At 59.6% G+C, this 17518-nt stretch carries 19 protein-coding genes; 8 read left to right on the top strand and 11 right to left on the bottom strand.

All coding sequences use genetic code 11. The annotated features are described in order from the left end of the window. The first annotated feature begins 64 nt into the window (after positions 1 to 64). Positions 65 to 715, top strand: a complete 651-nt coding sequence (locus QD461_RS26525) for a chloramphenicol phosphotransferase CPT family protein (RefSeq protein WP_414090331.1) — start codon at positions 65 to 67, stop codon at positions 713 to 715. Between the two features lie 23 nt (positions 716 to 738). Here the strand turns inward: QD461_RS26525 and QD461_RS26530 are convergent, their stop codons facing one another. From QD461_RS26530 to coxB, 7 genes are all read right to left on the bottom strand, one after another. Then, positions 739 to 1266 (bottom strand): hypothetical protein, encoded by a 528-nt coding sequence (locus QD461_RS26530; protein WP_414090332.1) that lies wholly within the window; start codon positions 1264 to 1266, stop codon positions 739 to 741. A 440-nt stretch (positions 1267 to 1706) separates the two neighbouring features. Then, on the bottom strand, positions 1707 to 2585 hold the full coding sequence (locus tag QD461_RS26535) for a cytochrome c oxidase subunit 3 (protein WP_414090333.1): 879 nt from the start codon (positions 2583 to 2585) through the stop codon (positions 1707 to 1709). Positions 2586 to 2648: 63 nt separating this feature from the next. Beyond that, entirely contained in the window at positions 2649 to 3260 is a 612-nt protein-coding gene (locus QD461_RS26540; RefSeq protein ID WP_184700966.1) for a cytochrome c oxidase assembly protein, read from the bottom strand. A gap of 9 nt (positions 3261 to 3269) precedes the next feature. After that, positions 3270 to 3410 carry a hypothetical protein gene (locus QD461_RS26545; protein WP_037149692.1) on the bottom strand — a complete coding sequence of 47 codons (141 nt, stop codon included), beginning with the start codon at positions 3408 to 3410 and terminating at the stop codon, positions 3270 to 3272. After that, positions 3407 to 4357, bottom strand: coding sequence for a heme o synthase (locus QD461_RS26550; protein ID WP_414090334.1), 951 nt, complete (start codon positions 4355 to 4357; stop codon positions 3407 to 3409). Before QD461_RS26550 ends, QD461_RS26545 begins: the two co-directional genes overlap by 4 nt. 58 nt (positions 4358 to 4415) lie before the next feature. Then, a complete protein-coding gene (gene ctaD / locus QD461_RS26555) occupies positions 4416 to 6110 on the bottom strand; it encodes a cytochrome c oxidase subunit I (protein WP_414090335.1) in 1695 nt (564 codons plus the stop codon). Between the two features lie 14 nt (positions 6111 to 6124). Next, positions 6125 to 7015, bottom strand: coding sequence for a cytochrome c oxidase subunit II (gene coxB / locus QD461_RS26560; protein WP_414090336.1), 891 nt, complete (start codon positions 7013 to 7015; stop codon positions 6125 to 6127). 336 nt (positions 7016 to 7351) lie between these two features. On the opposite strand from coxB, the gene QD461_RS26565 reads away from it, so the two are divergent. After that, positions 7352 to 7972, top strand: a complete 621-nt coding sequence (locus QD461_RS26565) for an invasion associated locus B family protein (protein WP_414090337.1) — start codon at positions 7352 to 7354, stop codon at positions 7970 to 7972. Between the two features lie 63 nt (positions 7973 to 8035). Further along, positions 8036 to 9451: a metalloprotease TldD gene (gene tldD, locus QD461_RS26570; RefSeq protein ID WP_414090338.1), complete on the top strand. Its 1416-nt coding sequence runs from the start codon at positions 8036 to 8038 to the stop codon at positions 9449 to 9451. A 16-nt stretch (positions 9452 to 9467) separates the two neighbouring features. Here the strand turns inward: tldD and QD461_RS26575 are convergent, their stop codons facing one another. Further along, positions 9468 to 9773 (bottom strand): pyrophosphatase, encoded by a 306-nt coding sequence (locus tag QD461_RS26575; RefSeq protein WP_184700956.1) that lies wholly within the window; start codon positions 9771 to 9773, stop codon positions 9468 to 9470. A gap of 209 nt (positions 9774 to 9982) precedes the next feature. Then, positions 9983 to 11287 (bottom strand): serine hydrolase, encoded by a 1305-nt coding sequence (locus tag QD461_RS26580; protein WP_414090339.1) that lies wholly within the window; start codon positions 11285 to 11287, stop codon positions 9983 to 9985. Between the two features lie 227 nt (positions 11288 to 11514). On the opposite strand from QD461_RS26580, the gene QD461_RS26585 reads away from it, so the two are divergent. Then, complete coding sequence (locus QD461_RS26585) at positions 11515 to 12573, top strand: polysaccharide deacetylase family protein (protein ID WP_414090340.1); 1059 nt, start codon at positions 11515 to 11517, stop codon at positions 12571 to 12573. A 129-nt stretch (positions 12574 to 12702) separates the two neighbouring features. Here the strand turns inward: QD461_RS26585 and pdxH are convergent, their stop codons facing one another. Continuing rightward, positions 12703 to 13323 (bottom strand): pyridoxamine 5'-phosphate oxidase, encoded by a 621-nt coding sequence (gene pdxH, locus QD461_RS26590; RefSeq protein ID WP_184700950.1) that lies wholly within the window; start codon positions 13321 to 13323, stop codon positions 12703 to 12705. A 63-nt stretch (positions 13324 to 13386) separates the two neighbouring features. Between pdxH and QD461_RS26595 the strand changes: the two genes are divergently transcribed. From QD461_RS26595 to QD461_RS26610, 4 genes are all read left to right on the top strand, one after another. Next, a complete protein-coding gene (locus QD461_RS26595; protein ID WP_184700948.1) occupies positions 13387 to 13845 on the top strand; it encodes an RT0821/Lpp0805 family surface protein in 459 nt (152 codons plus the stop codon). A gap of 307 nt (positions 13846 to 14152) precedes the next feature. Continuing rightward, positions 14153 to 15349 (top strand): DnaJ domain-containing protein, encoded by a 1197-nt coding sequence (locus QD461_RS26600; protein ID WP_414090341.1) that lies wholly within the window; start codon positions 14153 to 14155, stop codon positions 15347 to 15349. A 122-nt stretch (positions 15350 to 15471) separates the two neighbouring features. Further along, on the top strand, positions 15472 to 16290 hold the full coding sequence (gene fabI / locus QD461_RS26605; protein ID WP_184700945.1) for an enoyl-ACP reductase FabI: 819 nt from the start codon (positions 15472 to 15474) through the stop codon (positions 16288 to 16290). A gap of 18 nt (positions 16291 to 16308) precedes the next feature. Next, positions 16309 to 16905: a histidine phosphatase family protein gene (locus QD461_RS26610; RefSeq protein WP_414090342.1), complete on the top strand. Its 597-nt coding sequence runs from the start codon at positions 16309 to 16311 to the stop codon at positions 16903 to 16905. Between the two features lie 109 nt (positions 16906 to 17014). On the opposite strand, the gene QD461_RS26615 is transcribed toward QD461_RS26610, so the two are convergent. Next, entirely contained in the window at positions 17015 to 17275 is a 261-nt protein-coding gene (locus QD461_RS26615) for a DUF1344 domain-containing protein (RefSeq protein WP_184700941.1), read from the bottom strand. Positions 17276 to 17518 lie beyond the last annotated feature (243 nt).

Consider the following 17518-nt stretch of genomic DNA (forward strand, 5'->3'; position numbering starts at 1 on the left):
CGTCCAATCGAAAAGCTCTTATGTTGCCGCATCCGGGCCGAGACACCATAGAAGGATCCATCCCTTGGAACACAACAACGGCATCCCCGCGGGTCGCATCATCATCCTTAACGGTGCGCCGAGATCCGGAAAATCGAGTATTGTCGAAGCCATACAAGCCGGATTTGACGGCGTGTGGGTCAATCTCGGCGTTGACGTCTATGTGCGACACGTGACGCCCGAGCGCTATCGCCCGGGCATCGGCCTGCGCCCCGGCGGCGAACGACCCGACCTCGAGCCGCTTGTTCCGCGCTTTTATGCCGCACTCTATGAATCGATCGCCGTCCATAGTCGCGCCGGCTTCGATGTCGTCGCCGAGTTCGGGCATCACGACGCCCATTCGCGTCAGCTCGGCATCCTTGGCGATTGTGCACGGCAACTTGCTGGGTTGCCCGTTTTGTTCGTCGGGGTGCGCTGTTCGCTCGACGTGGTGATGCAGCGTCGCATGGCGGAAGGGTCTGAAAGACAAGGCACCTACGTTGCGGTTCAGGCCGGCGCGCCTATCCCGGCGCCTGTCATCGCCTGGCAGAAGCATGTGCACAAGCCCGGCATATACGACCTGGAAGTCGACACCACAGCAAGGAGCCCGCAGGAATGCGCCAAGCAGATCCAGCAGATGCTTGCATTGGGCGCTCCGCACCCATCGGCGTTTGAGCGACTTGCCACCGCCGGCTGACAAGGGGCTTTGGCGACCGGTGGCTAGGATTCGAGCAGGCGGATATAGCGCTCGGCCGAACGGGCGACGCTTTCCTTCGCGCCCATCGGTATGAACTTTTCCCTCCAGGGGCAGTAGATGCGATCGAAACGGAAAGCCGCAGCGCGATCTCCGATGCGCCTGACTTCGCGCGCCGGCAAAGGGATCACGTTCGGAAACGAATGCATGAAGGAGACCCAGCGTCTGTCAGCCGCCACATGGATGGTATCGCCGACGAGAAGGACACCCCTTCCGTCTGCGCCGGCCCGCCACTCCAGAACGCTGCTCCCGTCGAAATGTCCGCCGAGCCGATGGAGGGCAATGCCGGGCAGCACCTCGCGGCGATCACCCTGCCATGGCTCGATCAATGGGCTTGGCCGCTGGATATAGGCAAGATCGGCCTCGTGCAGCAGGATCGGTACGCCACCCAACGCCTCGCTCCATTCCACCATGCCCGTATAGAAATGCGGATGAGACAGGCAGATGGCCTTGAGGCCACCAAAGTTCCTGAATGCGAGCCCGTGTTTTCTCATCGAGCATGGCCGTGCAGTCCCAAAGAACATTCCCATGCGCAGATTGCAGGAGAAGTGCCCTTTGCCCGATGCCGATTGCCGGTGCAACGCTGATGCCGGTCAGGTTCGGCTCCAGCTCGTCCCACTCATTCGCGTGGGTCGCGACGAGGGCTTCGCGTGCGAGCCACTGCTGGCCGCTTTCGGGAACATACTGCCGCTCATCCTCGTAGATGACGCAGTGGGAAGGTAGTCGTCGCTCGGTGCGAAATGAGCGCCGCATGCCTTGCAGATCCAAATGGACAAGGGAGCAAACCTCCATGAACAAGGGGAATCCGATAACCGGGGGGAAGCAGTGAAGATCTCATGGCTTCCCGTCAAAACAATGCCGCCGCAAAAGCCTCGGATCGAGATGACTTTTGCGGCGACAGGATTTCACAGTCTTGGCTGAAATTCAGCCGGCTTTAACCGGCCGCCAAAGGCGCGCCCCAGCTGCCCCAGATATAGATGCAGAAGAACAGGAACAGCCAGACGACGTCGACGAAGTGCCAGTACCAGGCAGCCGCTTCGAAGCCGAAGTGCTGCTTCGGGGTGAAATCACCCCTGATGGCGCGCACGAGGCAGACCAGCAGGAAGATCGTACCGATCAAGACGTGGAAGCCGTGGAAGCCGGTCGCCATGAAGAAGGTCGCGCCGTAGATCGAGTTCTTGAACGCGAAGGGAGCGTGCGCGTACTCATAGGCCTGCACACAGGAGAACAGCGCACCGAGCAGTACGGTGAGCGCCAGACCCTGGATCAGTCCCTTGCGGTCGCCATGCAGCAGCGCATGGTGTGCCCAAGTCACCGTGGTGCCCGACAGCAGCAGGATGATGGTGTTGTAGATCGGCAGGTGCCACGGGTCGAGCACCTCGACGCCCTTCGGCGGGAACTGACCACCAAGGAAGGCCGTGCGCGACGCCTGGATCGCCTCATTCGGGAAGAGGCTGACATCGAAATAGGCCCAGAACCAGGCAACGAAGAACATCACCTCGGAGGCGATGAACATGATCATGCCGTAGCGCAGATGCAGGGACACGACGCGGGTATGCGCGCCCTCATGCGCCTCCTTGATCGTATCGGCCCACCAGCCGTACATGACATAGAGGATCAGCGCCAGGCCGATGAAGAACAGCCAGGGCTGCGCGAAGTTCAGCCCGAACAGATGCAGCGCGCCGCCATTGAGGTAGCGCATAAAGCCGACACCACCGAAGGTGATCACGAAGGCACCAAGGGCCGCAACGATCGGCCACGGGCTGGGATCGATAATGTGATAGTCGTGTTTTTTCTGATGCGCTTCGGCCATATCAGCAATCCCCGAATAACTTTTTCCCATATTGCTTCCGGTCGAACCGAAAAGCACTCTCCATCAAAGCTTTTTTTCCACCGGCCGCACTGCGGCGTCGTTGGATGCCACGGGCTTTGCGCCTTCCCGTGGATAATAGGTGTAGGACAATGTCAGCGCATTGATCGTCTTGGTTTCCACCGCCGTGGCGATCTCAGGGTCAACGTAGAAGACGACAGGCATTTCGCGCTTTTCCCCGGGCGCCAGATCCGTCTCGTTGAAGCAGAAGCACTGGACCTTGTTGAAATAGACGCCTGCTTCCAGCGGCGAAACATTGAAGATCGCCTGACCGCGTTCCGGCTTGTCGGACTTGTTCTCGATCACGAACTTGACTTCGATCGTCTCGCCGATCTTCGGGTTCACCGATTTCTGCACCGGCTTGAAATCCCACGGCAAACCGGGCGCGACATTGGCGTCGAACGAGACCTGAATCCGCCTGTCGAGAATGACGTTTGATACCTGTTCCGTGCGCTGGGTGGTGCCGTTATAGCCCGTTACCTGGCAGAACATACGATAGAGCGGCACGGCTGCAGCGCACATGGCGCTCATGCCGATGACGAAGCTCAGGCACATGGCAACGACCAGCCCGTTGTTACGGCCGCCCGCTTCAGTGCTTTTCTTTGCCCCCTCCTCCATCACGCCTCCTCAAACGTGTCCGGAACCGACCTTGATGATAGTGATCGCGTAGAACAGGATCACCAGGCCAGCCAATACCAGGCCGAGTGCTATATTGCGCCCGCGCCGCGACTTCTTCTGCGCTTCCGTCAGCTTGACAAGCTCGATCATAACCAGCCTCCGGACATCAGCACGGCAACTAACCGGTCGATCAGCAGCGCAGAAAAGATCGCAAAAAGATAGAAAATGGAAAAGCCGAACAGCTTCTTCGCCGGCACCATCTTTTCGTCGCCATCGGCCATGCGCCAGACGGCGATGGAACAGTGAATGAAGATCACGCCGAGAATTGCTGCGACGATGCCATAGCCGACACTTGCAAAGCCCATGAAGGCGGGAATGACACCGATGATGGCGGTCAGCACGGCATAGACGACGATTTGGTTCTTCGTCGCGGGAATGCCGGCGACGTTCGGCAGCATCGGCACGCCGACGGCCTCGTAGTCACGCATCTTGAATAGGGCCAGCGCCCAGAAATGCGCCGGGGTCCAGAGGAAGATGATGAGGAAGAGCACGATGCTCTCCATCGGCACGCTACCCGTCACGCAAGCCCAGCCGATGACGGGCGGGAAAGCGCCTGCCGCGCCGCCGATGACGATATTCTGCGACGTCCAGCGCTTCAGCCACATCGTGTAGATGACGGCATAGAAGAAAATGGTGAAGGCAAGGATACCGGCGGACAGCCAGTTCACAGCCAGCCCCAGGATCGTCACCGAGAAGCCCGACAGCACCAGACCGAACGCCAGAGCTTCGGACGGGCTGACGCGACCCGAAGGGATCGGCCGGCGTGCCGTGCGGCTCATGACAGCATCGATATCGGCGTCATACCACATGTTCAGTGCGCCGGACGCGCCGGCGCCAACGGCGATGCAGAGGATGGCGATGAAACCGAGAACCGGGTTGATGTGGCCGGGAGCCACCACCAGGCCCGTGAAAGCAGTGAAGACGACCAGCGACATCACGCGCGGCTTCAGAAGCTCGAAATAATCGCGCGCACTTGCCTCCGACAGGCCGCTTTCGGCTTGCTTCGCAAGTGCTTCGTGATTGTCGATGACCGTCATTCTTTTTCCAATTGCTCAGTTGAACCGGACGCCGTTTATCACGGCGTCCGGAAATAGACTACTTGATGCGCGGCAGCTCTTCCCACTGGTGGTGCGGCGGCGGCGACGAAAGCTGCCACTCGAGCGTGGTAGCGCCCTCACCCCAGGGATTGTTACCGGCAACGCGCTTCTTTGCGAAGGCATCTATAACGCCCCAGAAGAAGAAGCAAAGGCCTACGGCTGCGACATAGGAGCCGATGGAGGACACGAAGTTCCAGCCAGCATAGGCATCCGGATAGTCGATATAGCGGCGCGGCATGCCCGAACGACCCAGGAAATGCTGCGGAAAGAACACCATGTTCACGCCGATGAACGTGATCCAGAAGTGCCAGTTGCCGATGCGCTCATTGTACATGTAGCCGGTCATCTTCGGGAACCAGTAGTACCAGGCGGCGAAAATCGCGAAGACGGCGCCGAGCGACAGGACGTAGTGGAAGTGCGCCACGACGAAGTATGTCGCATGCAATTCACGGTCGAGGCCGGCATTGGCGAGCTGAACGCCAGTGACGCCGCCGAGCGTGAACAGGAAGATGAAGCCGAGTGCCCAGATCATCGGCGTGCGGAACTCGATGGAACCGCCCCACATCGTCGCGATCCAAGAGAAGATCTTCACGCCCGTCGGGACGGCGATAACCATCGTCGCGAAGACGAAGTAGCGCTGCGTGTCGAGCGAGAGGCCCGTCACGTACATGTGATGAGCCCAGACGACGAAGCCGACAGCACCGATCGCGACCATGGCGTAGGCCATGCCGAGGTAGCCGAAGATCGGCTTGCGCGAGAAGGTGGAGATGATGTGGCTAATCATGCCGAAGCCGGGCAGGATCAGAATGTAGACTTCCGGATGGCCGAAGAACCAGAACAGGTGCTGGTAGAGCAGCGGGTCGCCGCCGCCTTCAGGCGCGAAGAAGGTCGTGCCGAAGTTGCGGTCCGTCAGAATCATCGTGATGGCGCCTGCCAGAACCGGCAGCGACAGCAGCAGCAGGAATGCGGTGATCAAAACCGACCAGGCAAACAGCGGCATCTTGTGCAGCGTCATGCCCGGAGCGCGCATGTTCAGGATCGTGGTGATGAAGTTGATCGCACCGAGGATCGAGGATGCACCGGCGATATGCAGCGCGAAGATGACCAGATCGATCGCCGGGCCAGGATGGCCGACGGTTCCCGACAAGGGCACATACATCGTCCAGCCGCCGCCTGCACCGTACGCACCTGCCGGGCCTTCGACAAACATCGAGAGGATAAGCAGCAGGAAGGCCGGAACGAGCAGCCAGAAGGAGATGTTGTTGAGGCGCGGGAAAGCCATGTCCGGCGCGCCGATCATGATCGGCACCATCCAGTTGGCAAAGCCGCCAATCATCGCCGGCATGACCATGAAGAAGATCATGATCAGGGCGTGAGCGGTGACGAAGACGTTGTACATCTGCTTGCCGCCATCGATGGCGGCATCGCCGGAATAACCGTAAACCATCGACGCCAGACCGCTGAAGATCTGAATGCCGGGCTCCTGCAATTCCATGCGGATGGCAACGGAGAGGAGGAAGCCGATCACGCCCGCGAAGATCGCGAAGATCAGATAGAGCGTGCCGATGTCCTTGTGATTCGTCGAAAACAGCCAACGCTCTGCGAAGGTCTGCTTGTGGGCGTGATGATCATCATGCGCATGTGCGTCTTGCAGACTGTGCGAGTGATCGTCGTGTGCCTTTGATCCAGCCATTGTTCCTACCCCTCTTACTTGGCCGTGTTTTCGGCGACCTTGACGGTCGTCGGTTGGTCGACAGCGGCCATCAGAGCCTTATTCGCCTTACCCAGATCGGTTGCAGCGGCAGCAAGCCATTGCTTGTACTGATCGTCGGAGACGACACGAATTGCGATCGGCATGAAGGAGTGATCCTTGCCGCAAAGCTCGGAACACTGACCGTAAAACAGACCTTCGCGATCGGCCTTGAACCAAGTCTCGTTCAGGCGACCCGGGATAGCGTCGATTCTGACGCCGAAGGACGGAACGGCGAAGGAGTGAATGACGTCAGCCGGAGCAGCGGTGACGAGAACGCGGACGTTCTTGCCGACAGGCACCACCATTTCGTTATCCACAGCCAGCAGCCGGGGATATTTCGACTTATCTTCCTTGCCGGCCGCCGTGCGATCCGGCTCTTTCAGCATGAAGGAATCGAAAGCGACCGGCGTCGTGCCGGCGTTTTCATATTCGTAATTCCACTGCCACTGCGTCGCCGTCGCCTTGACGGTCACGTCGGTCTGCTGCGGAAAAGTCAGCTGGTCGGTGAGAAGATTGAAGGAGGGAATTGCCAGAAACAGCAGGACGAGGACGGGACCGATGGTCCAGATCACTTCAATCAGCGTGTTGTGGCTCGTCTTGGACGGAACCGGGTTCCTGGAAGCCCGGAACTTTACCATGACCACCACCAGGAGGACGAGAACCAGCAGCGTGATCGGAATGATAAACCAAAGCGTGTATGCCTCAAACCAGCGGATTTGATGCATGATGCCGGTTGCCGCTTCCTGCATACCGGTTTCCCAAGGTTTCGGCTGATCGGCGTAGCTACCTGTCGCAAAAAGCAGACAGATCATAGCCGCCAGAGCCGCGTAAGCTCTCTTAATCACGATGTCTCTCCCTCCAGCGTTTGATCCCAGATCTTCCTCAAACGCAGTATCCCTACAATCCATTGCGCTTCAAACCACAGTTTGGGGTGCTCCGCAACAACTCACGACATTTGTTAGTGCGGCATTTTTGCGCGAATCCAATCCCCTCGCCGGCCGAACAAGGCAAGCATTTCATCATCATACGAAAAATTGCATCGCGGTCCATGGCGCCACCCCGACAAAATGGAGTAGACGTCGTATTTCCGCCGCAGTCGATTGGAATCCAGCACGCGGGGCTTTTCATTTGCTGGCATGGGCTTCAACAATAGCGGCACTGATTCGAATCTAGAGGTTTCCATGGGTTTTCGTTCCCTCGCCCGGCTTTGGCTTGTTACCGGCAGCGTCGTCGCTGCGGTCGCAGCACCTGCATGGGCGCAACAAGCGCAACAGACTCAGCCCGCGCAGCAGACCCAGCAGCTACAACCTCAACCGCAGGGCCAGCCGCAGCCTCATACACAGCAGGTTCCCACCAGCCAGGTTCCGCAACCGCCGGGTACGGTGCGCTCCAGCCACGGCGCCTGGTCCGTCGTCTGCGACAAGCCCGCGGGCGCTTCGACAGAGCAATGCGCCCTGATGCAGAACGTGATCGCCGAGGACCGTCCGGAAATCGGCCTTTCCGTCGTCGTCCTGAAGACCGCCGACCGAAAGTCGAAGATCCTGCGCGTTCTCGCCCCGCTCGGCGTACTCCTCCCGAACGGCCTCGGCCTCAATATTGACGGCAAGGATATTGGCCGCGCCTATTTCGTGCGCTGCTTTGCTGACGGCTGCTATGCCGAAGTCGTGCTCGAAGACGAATTGCTGAAGACGCTGCGCAGCGGCGCCAACGCAACCTTTATCGTCTTCCAGTCGCCCGAGGAAGGCATCGGCATCCCAGTCGATCTGAAGGGCTTTGCGGAAGGTTACGACAGCCTTCCCTGACGACATGGGCTTGCTCTTGCACGGCGCGAAGCCTACATCGGCGTTGAACGGAGCACAGCACCCATGAATACCGATCTCCTTACTCTTTTCGATGCCGACGAAGCCAAGCTGCGGAGCATCGTAGCCGAGGCACTTTCGGGCGCCGACGACGGCGAGCTCTTTATCGAACACGCCCAGGCCGAATCGCTGACCTTCGACAACGGCCGGATGAAGGGTGGAAGCTTCAATACCGAACAGGGCTTCGGCCTCCGTGCGGTGGCCGGCGAAGCCGTGGGCTATGCGCATGCTGGTGATCTTTCGGAAGCTGCGTTGAAGCGTGCCGCCGACGCCGTGCGCGCCGTCACCTCAGGCTATGCCGGCTCCTATGCCGCCGCACCTCAGCGCACCAACAAGGTGCTCTACGGCGACGAAAATCCGATCGGCACGCCGACCTTCGAGGAAAAGGCAAAGCTTCTCCAGGAGATCGACAGCTATCTGCGCGACAAGGACGACAAGGTGCGGCAGGTGACGGCTTCGATCGCAGCCAGCTGGCAGGTGGTCGATATCCTTCGCGCCGACGGCCACCGTGTGCGGGATATCCGTCCGATGACGCGAATCAACATCTCCGTCATCGCCGGCGACGGCGACCGCCAGGAAGCCGGCTCCTTCGGCACCGGCGGCCGCGTTGGCTTCGGCGATTTCGTCACCCAGGACAACTGGCGCCGTGGTGCGGACGAGGCTCTGCGCCAGGCGCTCGTCAACCTCGAGGCGATCGAAGCGCCTGCCGGCACGATGGACGTCGTGCTTGGCTCCGGTTGGCCGGGCGTCATGCTGCACGAGGCTGTTGGGCACGGGCTGGAAGGCGATTTCAACCGCAAGAAAACCTCGGCCTTCGCCGGTCTGTTGGGCCAGATGGTAGCCGCACCCGGCGTTACCGTCGTCGATGACGGCACGATAGAGAACCGCCGCGGCTCCATCACCATCGACGACGAGGGCACGCCTTCGGCCTACAATGTACTGATCGAGAACGGCAAGCTGGTCGGCTATATGCAGGACCGGCAGAATGCCCGGCTGATGGGCATGAAGGCAACCGGCAACGGCCGGCGCCAGGGCTACGCCCATACCCCAATGCCGCGCATGACCAACACCTACATGCTCGGCGGCGACAAGACGCCGGAAGAAATCATCGCGTCTGTGAAGAAGGGCATTTATGCCGTCTCCTTCGGCGGCGGCCAGGTGGATATCACCTCCGGCAAGTTCGTCTTCGGCTGCACGGAGGCCTATCTCATCGAGAACGGCAAGATCGGCGCGCCGATCAAGGGCGCCATGCTGATCGGCAACGGCCCGGATGCGATGAAGCGCGTCACCATGATCGGCAATGACATGAAGCTCGATACCGGCATCGGCAATTGCGGTAAGGCCGGTCAGTGGGTTCCCGTCGGCGTCGGCCAGCCGCATCTGCGGATGGACCAGATCACGGTTGGCGGCACCAAGGCCTAAGAAAGCCCCTGCCCTCTTATTCCTGCGGGCGAAAGAGCCATTTGCGCTCGACGGCAGCGGCCAGATCCAGGCCGTTGCGATGCGCGAACAGCAGGACATGGCCGAGCACGTCGGCCGTCTCGTCAGCCAGAGCTGTCGCCATTTCCGTGTCGGTCATGCCTTTGCGCCGGCCCCGGCCCGTAACCCTGTTCCAGATCTGGATCAATTCACCCATCTCCTCCTGAAGCTTCAGGACGAACCAATCGTCGTCGCGCTCCAGGCTGTGATCGGCAGCATAGGTCGCTGACGCCGTCTCGAATTGCATCATCAGATCTTTCAGCATCGATATCGTTCCTCTTATGTTCCCAAGCAGAAATGAACGATTCCGACCAAAAAGTCGAGCCGGCGGAGTTTTGCCCCGCCGGCTCGCATATTTCCAGTTCGTAAAGCCTTTCCGCTTTTCTTCGAATCGCGAGAATGCTCTGTCCCTTTGTTGTTACGCAATTCCGGACGGAAAACCGCTGCGCACTTTTCCCGAAATTGCTGTGATGCTCAGCCCTTGTTGGGCAGCAGCATGCAATCGAAATCCTTGCGCTTCAAAGCCGAGCAGGCCGAGTTTGCGTCGTCGCGGCTGGCGAATCCAACGAAGCGGGCGCGATAGACCGTGTTGCCGCCCTTGCCGACTGCCTCGGTGTAGGGCGATGCATTGGCAAGCGCGCTACCGGCGCGGGATTTCGCTTCGGACAGCAGGTCCTTGGCGGCCTGCGCGCTTGGTGTTGCCGCGATCTGCACCTGCCAGCCGCCGCTTGCTGCCGGCTTGTTACTGGCCACGAGGATCTGGTCCATCGCAACCGGGCGGTCCATCGGCACGGTCACATTCGAGCCTGCTGCATAGGCGAGCGGAGTAACTTCCGCGCGCTTGCGCGTCGTTGCAGCGACAGTGGTCGTGGCGGTCGTCTGCGCGTCGACGTCAGCTGCAGCGTCGTCCGATGCCGAGGCGACCTCGACCTGCTTCGCCATCTTGCCGCCGCCGACGCTCGCCATCAGGCGCGATGTCGCGACCGAGCTTGCCTTCGGAACATTGCGATCCAGCAGCGAGGCCATCAGCGCATCGCGACCGCGTGCCGTGGCGCCGCCCATGACGACGCCGATTACCCGGCGGTTGCCCTGGCGCACGGCGCTCACAATGTTGAAACCAGAGGCATTGGTATAGCCGGTCTTGATGCCGTCCATACCTTCATAGCGGTACATCAGGTTATTATGACCGCGAACGCCGCGGCCACGATAGTTGAAGCTTGTCTGCGAGAAGAGCCGGTATTCCTGGGGGTAGTTGTTGATGAGCGCGACGGCGAGCGTCGACATGTCGCGTGCCGTCGTCCACTGCTGCATGTTGGGAAGGCCCGAAGCATTCAGGAAGGTGGTGCGACGCATACCGAGTTCGCGCGCCTTCTGCGTCATCAGGCGGGCAAAGCCGCTTTCGCTACCGCCGAGCGCTTCCGCCATGGCGGCGGCTGCATCGTTGGCCGACTTGATGATCATGCCGTCGACGGCTTCGCGCACGGTCACGGTGCCACCCGGCTTCAGACCGAGCTTGGTGGGGGGCTTGGCAGCGGCCGCGCTCGAAACGGGTATCCTGGTGTTCCAGTTGAACTTACCACGATGTATCGCCTCGAAGGTCATGTACAACGTCATCATCTTCGTCAGCGATGCCGGATGATTGAGGTTGTCGGCATTGCTCGATGCCAGCACCTGGCCGGTCTTGGCATCCATTATGAAATAGGCGCTGCCCGCGAAGCTTGCCACGGGCGTGCTCACCAGTAAGACGGCCGCAGACAAGGCCATCAAAAGTCTTTTCATATTCGTCCCCAACCGAAAAAATGCCAACACACCGCATCAATCTCTGTATGATTTTGCGACAGAAAACCTGATATCAGTGCGATATTGAGGCAACAGCCTCCATAGTTCTCCAATTTTGCCTTTCCTGGTAAAATAACTATTAACGCATTGGAAATTATAGCAAAGATTCAGTAAGGTTTAACGGGAATGGGCTAGTGCCTTAGCATTCGGCAACTGGATCGATCCGCATGGAACAGGGCATCAAGCTTCATCTGAAGCGCGGGATGATCTCCGGCGGACTTGAGGTTGCCGCAATTCTTAAGGGCATGGGCCTGCTGCGGGATTGCGCCGGCCTCGGCACCATCTTCACCCTGCATCATGTTCGCCCCGCCTTTCCCCGCCGCTTCGCACCCAATGGGCATCTCGAAGTCACGCCCGATTTCCTCGACCTTGCGATCACGCGTCTCAAGAGGGACGGCTACGAGTTCCTGCCTCTTGAATCGGTGCCGGAGCGGGCGGCGAACGCAAAGGGCAAACGGCCTTTCGTCGCCCTCACCCTTGACGACGGAAACCGCGACAATCTCGAATATGCCCTGCCGATCTTTGCCCGCCACAATACGCCCTTCACGGTTTTCGTCGCGCAGGGCCTATCGGAAAGAACCCATAGCCTGTGGTGGGAGACGCTTGCCGAACTGCTTGAACGGCAGGATCGATTGACCTTCGATTTCGGCTCTGGCCAGGAATTCGTCCCACTCGGTGCGCCTAGCCAGAAGGAGGCGGCCTTTTCCCGTTTTGCCGCCTTTGTCCATGGCATCGACGAGAGCGAGGCTGTCGCGCGTATCGACGAACTCGCCGTAAGGAATGGTTTGGAGCCGCTCGACATCGTCCGTACCTCAATCATGGATCGGGAAGAACTGAGAGACCTGGCGCGTCATCCGCTCGCCTCGCTCGGTGCGCATACCGTCAGCCACCGTGCTCTGGCACGCCTGCCCGAGGCGGAGGCGGCCGCGGAGATGGCGCTATCGGCCGATTATGTGGCGGAGATCGCGGGAAGGCGTCCAACCTCAATCGCCTATCCCTACGGCACGAACGATGCGGTCTCGCCGCGTGAAGGCAGGCTTGCGGCGGAACTCGGTTTTTCCGTCGGCGTCACGACACGGCCTGGAATGATCGATCAGGCAAGCGGCAACGCCCTCACCCTTTTGCCGAGGCTTTCGCTCAACGGTCACTATCAGAAGGCGCGTTATGCCTCAGCGCTTGCCTCCGGCATCCCCATGCGGTTGATGGGACGCCGGGAGGCGACTTAGAGCGCCGCGCTTCCTCTTGGAAGCAAAAAAGGATGCTCTAAGTCTTTGAATCTACGCACCAGGCTTTCCGGAAATCGATTCCGATTTTCGGGTCGATGCTGTAGGCCCACCGGACGATAGGCCTGGATCTTACGGATACATCCGCACCTTCTGCCAGGCGCCTTCCGGCACATCGCGGCGGAATTCGATTCGGTCGTGGAGGCGGAACTGGCGGTCGTGCCAGAATTCGATCGACAACGGACGAATGCGGAAACCGGACCAGTAAGGCGGGCGCGGAATGTCGCCGATCGCATAGCGAGCCGTATATTCGGCAACTGCCTTTTCCAGCGCAAACCGGCCCTCGAGAGGACGCGACTGCTTCGAAGCCCACGCGCCGATTCGGCTGCCCCGCGCCCGCGTCTTATAATACTCGTCCGCTTCCTTGTCGGTGACCACCTCAACCAAGCCGCGTAGGCGCACCTGACGGCGTAGCGACTTCCAGTGGAAGCACATGGCCGCTTTCTTCTGGGAAAGAATTTCTTGGCCTTTCTGGCTTTCGAAATTCGTATAGAATACGAATCCGTCGCTATCGAAACCCTTCAGAAGGACCATGCGGACATTTGGCAACCCATCCTTATCTACCGTTGCCAGAGCGACCGCATTCGGATCATTGGGTTCAGTGGTCTCCGCCTCGCGCAACCATGTTGCAAAAAGAGTGAAGGGTTCGTTCTGTTCGGTGAAGTCACCGCTTGTTAACTCGTTTTCCGACATATTAGTTCAAATACTCCGCAATTCCTAGAAACAGCCGGCCCTCAGGCTAGCCGAGACACTCGGGTGGAAGTCATAGCAAAATCGACCGTTCATACAAAGCGCAAGCTTGCAAAAGACGCGACGATGGCGCTCGCCCTCGCCTCCCTTTTCGCCCTTGGCGGCTGCGTTGGCGGCGGCATGGACTATCTGAGCTCGGCGAAAGTGGACCGCAGCGTTTCTACCGGCACGATTGCGGCCGCTCCCGTGACCACGGACAGCATCTCCGACGAAGCGACCGTCCGCAATGCCGTAACCTCGGCAGATCTCCACAAGCTTAATGGCCAGTCGATTCCCTGGGCCAATGCCTCTACCGGCAGCGCCGGCGTCATCGATACGATCGTCGAGAGCAATGCCTCGGGCGTGGTCTGCCGCCAGTTCCGCACGACCCGCCACTCCTATGAGGGCATCGCCAACTTCTCCGGCAGGACCTGCCTTGTCGGCCTCGGCGAATGGCAATTGCTGAGCTTCCAACAAGCCGGCTAATTGGCAGCCTACCTATTTTTTTCCACAGACAATGCGATCCAGCTCTATGAGCCGAACAGTGCGCATCGCATACCATATCAATGTTCAGCATCCATCGTTAGCAATCGGCTAACCATCCCGCGAAATGCCCTTTGCCGGCCCCCATGCGGCGTAACGCCTGATTAGCAACTTTTCCCGCAGGATCATCCCATGCGCATCGACCTTGCCCTCCCCCGGGGCGCAAGCCGGTGAAACACGGTTCATGGATTCATTTGTTCGAGGTGCTCTCACGGGGTCGGGCACACTTAAAGAGACGGCGGCGGGAAACATGCGTGATCCTTACAAGGTGCTGGGCGTGAAGCGGGATGCCGGGGCGGACGAAATCAAATCCGCATGGCGCAACCTCGCCAAGACAGCACATCCCGATCACAACATGGGCGATCCGACCGCCACCGAGCGCTTCGCCGAAATCGGCCGGGCCTATGAAACGCTAAAGGATCCGCAGAAGCGCAGCCGCTACGATCAGATCGCTCGCATGGCCGAAGCAAAGGGCCAGAGCACGGAGCAAACCATCATGCAACAGCGCCAGGCCGCACGCGAGATGGCCGAACGCGCCAAGGCAGCGCGGGCCAATGCTGAAAAGGTGATGGAGGAACTTGCCCGGGCAAATGCCCGAAAGGCCGCGGCAGCGGCTGCCTCCAGCTCGCAGACGGCCGCAAACGAGTCACCCGAGGATATGGTCGAGCGCATTTTCGGCGCCAAGGCGAGCCGCGCTACGCAGCAGGAGCAGCCTCAAGTTCAGGCTCAGGCGCAGGCCGAGACCGTTGCGCAGCAGGCTGGCAAGCAACAGGCCGCTAAGCCGCAGGAAGCAAATCCCACCCCGGCAGAGGATGTCCAAGAGGAAGAAGAGATGTTGGCGACGGGCACCGGCTCCGGCGGCTCGCGTTCCGCCTTCGGCATTCTGAGCTCGCTCGTGCGCCGCATCACCGGCGGTGGCACCCAAGACAAGCAGCCGGAGAAGACGCCCGAGGTGGCGGCGGAAGCAACCGTGACGCTCGACGACATGCTGAAGGCCCGCTGGATCACTGTTCCCCTGTCCGACGGTCGCGAAGCCCGCTTCCAGGCGACCACGGATGTCGGCAATGGCCAAGTACTGCATCTGAAGGGCCAGGGATTAAAACTGCCGGGAATGCTGCGCGGCGATGTCGCCGTCACCATCCACCTTTCTACCGATACCCGCTTCATGCCTGATGGCCACAACATCCGCACGACACTGCCTGTGACGATAGAAAATGCAGTGCTCGGCTGGGAGACGACGGTCGAGGGATTGAACGGGCCGGTCAAGCTTGTCGTACCGGCATGGTCCGGCTCGGATCAAATCGTTCGTATTCCTGGCGAGGGATTGCCTGATGGCAACGGCAGCAAAGGTGATCTTATCGTCGAACTGCGGCTGATGCTGTGGGAAAAACCGGACGACAAGATCACCGACCTGATGCGCAGCATGCGAGAGGGGCTTTTCCTGTGAAATTTTGGTGACAACAGCACCCTTTGTTACGATCCCTAACAGTTGATGATCTTTACGATGCTTGAACAGGGGAACGGCCTATGCCATAGGCAGGGTCATTCGAAAGTTCAAGGGAGCAGAATATGGCTCAATCCACTGGCCTCATGGCAGGCAAGCGCGGCGTCATCCTCGGCGTAGCAAACAACCGTTCGATAGCGTGGGGTATTGCCAAGGCCTGCTCGGATGCCGGAGCCGAAATCGCACTGACGTGGCAGGGCGATGCCCTGAAGAAGCGCGTCGAGCCGCTCGCTCAGGAACTCGGCGCCTTCATGGCGGGCCATTGCGACGTCACCGAGCCGGCGACGATCGATGCCGTCATCGACACGCTGGAAGCGAAATGGGGCAAGATCGACTTCGTCGTGCACGCCATCGCTTTCTCGGACAAGGACGAGCTAACCGGCCGTTACCTTGATACCAGCCGCGACAATTTCACGAAGACGATGGACATTTCCGTCTATTCCTTCACGGCAGTTGCGCAGCGCGCCGAGCGAATCATGAATGACGGCGGCTCCATGATCACCCTCACCTATTACGGTGCAGAGAAGGTCATGCCGCACTACAACGTCATGGGTGTCGCAAAGGCGGCTCTTGAAGCAAGTGTGCGCTACCTCGCAGTCGATCTCGGCAACCGCGGCATTCGCGTCAACGCGATTTCGGCTGGCCCGATCAAGACGCTCGCGGCCTCCGGCATCGGCGATTTCCGCTATATACTGAAGTGGAACGAGTACAATGCGCCGCTAAAGCGGACCGTCACGATCGACGAAGTCGGCAACTCGGCCCTCTACCTGCTGTCCGATCTGTCGACGGCCGTTACGGGTGAAATCCACCACGTCGATTCCGGCTACCACACGGTCGGCATGAAGGCTGTGGACGCGCCTGACATTTCCGTCGCGAAGGACTGATCAACAGGAAGACTGACCGTGTCGCCAATCCTCTATGTGATACGTCACGGTCAGACAGACTGGAATGCCGAGCGCCGTCTGCAGGGGCAGAAGGACATCGACCTCAATGCCATCGGCCGCGAACAGGCGCGGCAGAACGGCGTCGACCTCGGCGAGATACTGGCATTCGAAAACCAGCCATTCGATTTCGTCGCAAGCCCGTTGCGGCGTACGCGCGAAACGATGGAGATCGTTCGCGGCGCCATGGGCTTGCCGCCCAAGGACTATGAGACCGACGACCGGCTGATCGAAGTATCGTTCGGCGCCTGGGAAGGCTTCACGCTCAAGGAGCTGAAGGCAACGGAGCCGGACAGGCTTGCGGAGCGCAAGGCTCACAAATGGGACTTCATCCCGCCTGGCGATGACGCCGAAAGCTATGAAATCCTCTCCTGGCGTGTCGGCTCCTGGCTGACATCGATCGAGCGCCCCACCGTTTGCGTCTCGCATGGCGGTGTCATCCGCACGCTGTTCCGCCTGATCGGCGATGTTGCAAAGGAAGAGGCGGCCGAAATCCCAATCCATCAGGACCAGATCCTGAAAGTCGACCCGGAGATGAAGATTATCGGCTGGATGTAGGCTAGTTCGAGGACACTCGACGGGCTTCCGCCCGGATTTGCTAAAGCCGCGCATCAGCACGAGCCTGACGTCTTCAAGCACCGCCGCCAGTGGCGTGGCGGCACCAAGCTTACTGAACGATATCGAGATCGTTGACGACGCGCTTGCCGTCGACTTCCGTGTAGAAAACCACGACCTTGACGCCGGCCTTCAGGCCGTTGAAGTCGAAATCCTCAGGCACCTGATAGTTCTTGCCGTCGTCCAGCGTGATGCTGAAATTCTGCGTATCGACCTTCTTGATCGTGGACTCGACATCCGCACTTTCAGCGAAAGCTGCGACAGGAGCAAAGAGGCTTGCCGTGGCCAAAAGCGTCGCTACGAAAAAGCGCATGGTCGTTACCCTTCAGGTCGATTTACTTGTGATTTCTTATGCGGCGCAGATAACACTTCGAATATGGCGGAAGTTGCCCTCAATAGTGGCTTCGCCCGCCCAATTGATGAATGTACTGTCACAATCCACAATCTGGATTAATCTTTGTTTACCATGTCGATGGCGAACGCAAGACTGGGCCGGAAACCGTTTCCGCGATGGCGGAAAGAAAGATTTTGTCTTGCCGGCATTTTGGCCTATGAG

It is taken from the genome of Rhizobium sp. BR 314, assembly GCF_047445805.1.
GTDB lineage: Bacteria > Pseudomonadota > Alphaproteobacteria > Rhizobiales > Rhizobiaceae > Rhizobium > Rhizobium lusitanum_B.

Coding starts and splice junctions, on each gene's coding strand:
- pdxH (WP_184700950.1), bottom strand. CDS start 13,323: ATGTCGGAAAACGAGTTAACAAGCGGTGACTTCACCGAACAGAACGAA.
- QD461_RS26600 (WP_414090341.1), top strand. CDS start 14,153: ATGCGTGATCCTTACAAGGTGCTGGGCGTGAAGCGGGATGCCGGGGCG.
- ctaD (WP_414090335.1), bottom strand. CDS start 6,110: ATGGCTGGATCAAAGGCACACGACGATCACTCGCACAGTCTGCAAGAC.
- QD461_RS26535 (WP_414090333.1), bottom strand. CDS start 2,585: ATGGCCGAAGCGCATCAGAAAAAACACGACTATCACATTATCGATCCC.
- QD461_RS26565 (WP_414090337.1), top strand. CDS start 7,352: ATGGGTTTTCGTTCCCTCGCCCGGCTTTGGCTTGTTACCGGCAGCGTC.
- QD461_RS26575 (WP_184700956.1), bottom strand. CDS start 9,773: ATGCTGAAAGATCTGATGATGCAATTCGAGACGGCGTCAGCGACCTAT.
- QD461_RS26540 (WP_184700966.1), bottom strand. CDS start 3,260: ATGGAGGAGGGGGCAAAGAAAAGCACTGAAGCGGGCGGCCGTAACAAC.
- QD461_RS26615 (WP_184700941.1), bottom strand. CDS start 17,275: ATGCGCTTTTTCGTAGCGACGCTTTTGGCCACGGCAAGCCTCTTTGCT.
- fabI (WP_184700945.1), top strand. CDS start 15,472: ATGGCTCAATCCACTGGCCTCATGGCAGGCAAGCGCGGCGTCATCCTC.
- QD461_RS26530 (WP_414090332.1), bottom strand. CDS start 1,266: ATGAGAAAACACGGGCTCGCATTCAGGAACTTTGGTGGCCTCAAGGCC.
- QD461_RS26550 (WP_414090334.1), bottom strand. CDS start 4,357: ATGACGGTCATCGACAATCACGAAGCACTTGCGAAGCAAGCCGAAAGC.
- QD461_RS26545 (WP_037149692.1), bottom strand. CDS start 3,410: ATGATCGAGCTTGTCAAGCTGACGGAAGCGCAGAAGAAGTCGCGGCGC.
- QD461_RS26580 (WP_414090339.1), bottom strand. CDS start 11,287: ATGAAAAGACTTTTGATGGCCTTGTCTGCGGCCGTCTTACTGGTGAGC.
- QD461_RS26585 (WP_414090340.1), top strand. CDS start 11,515: ATGGAACAGGGCATCAAGCTTCATCTGAAGCGCGGGATGATCTCCGGC.
- tldD (WP_414090338.1), top strand. CDS start 8,036: ATGAATACCGATCTCCTTACTCTTTTCGATGCCGACGAAGCCAAGCTG.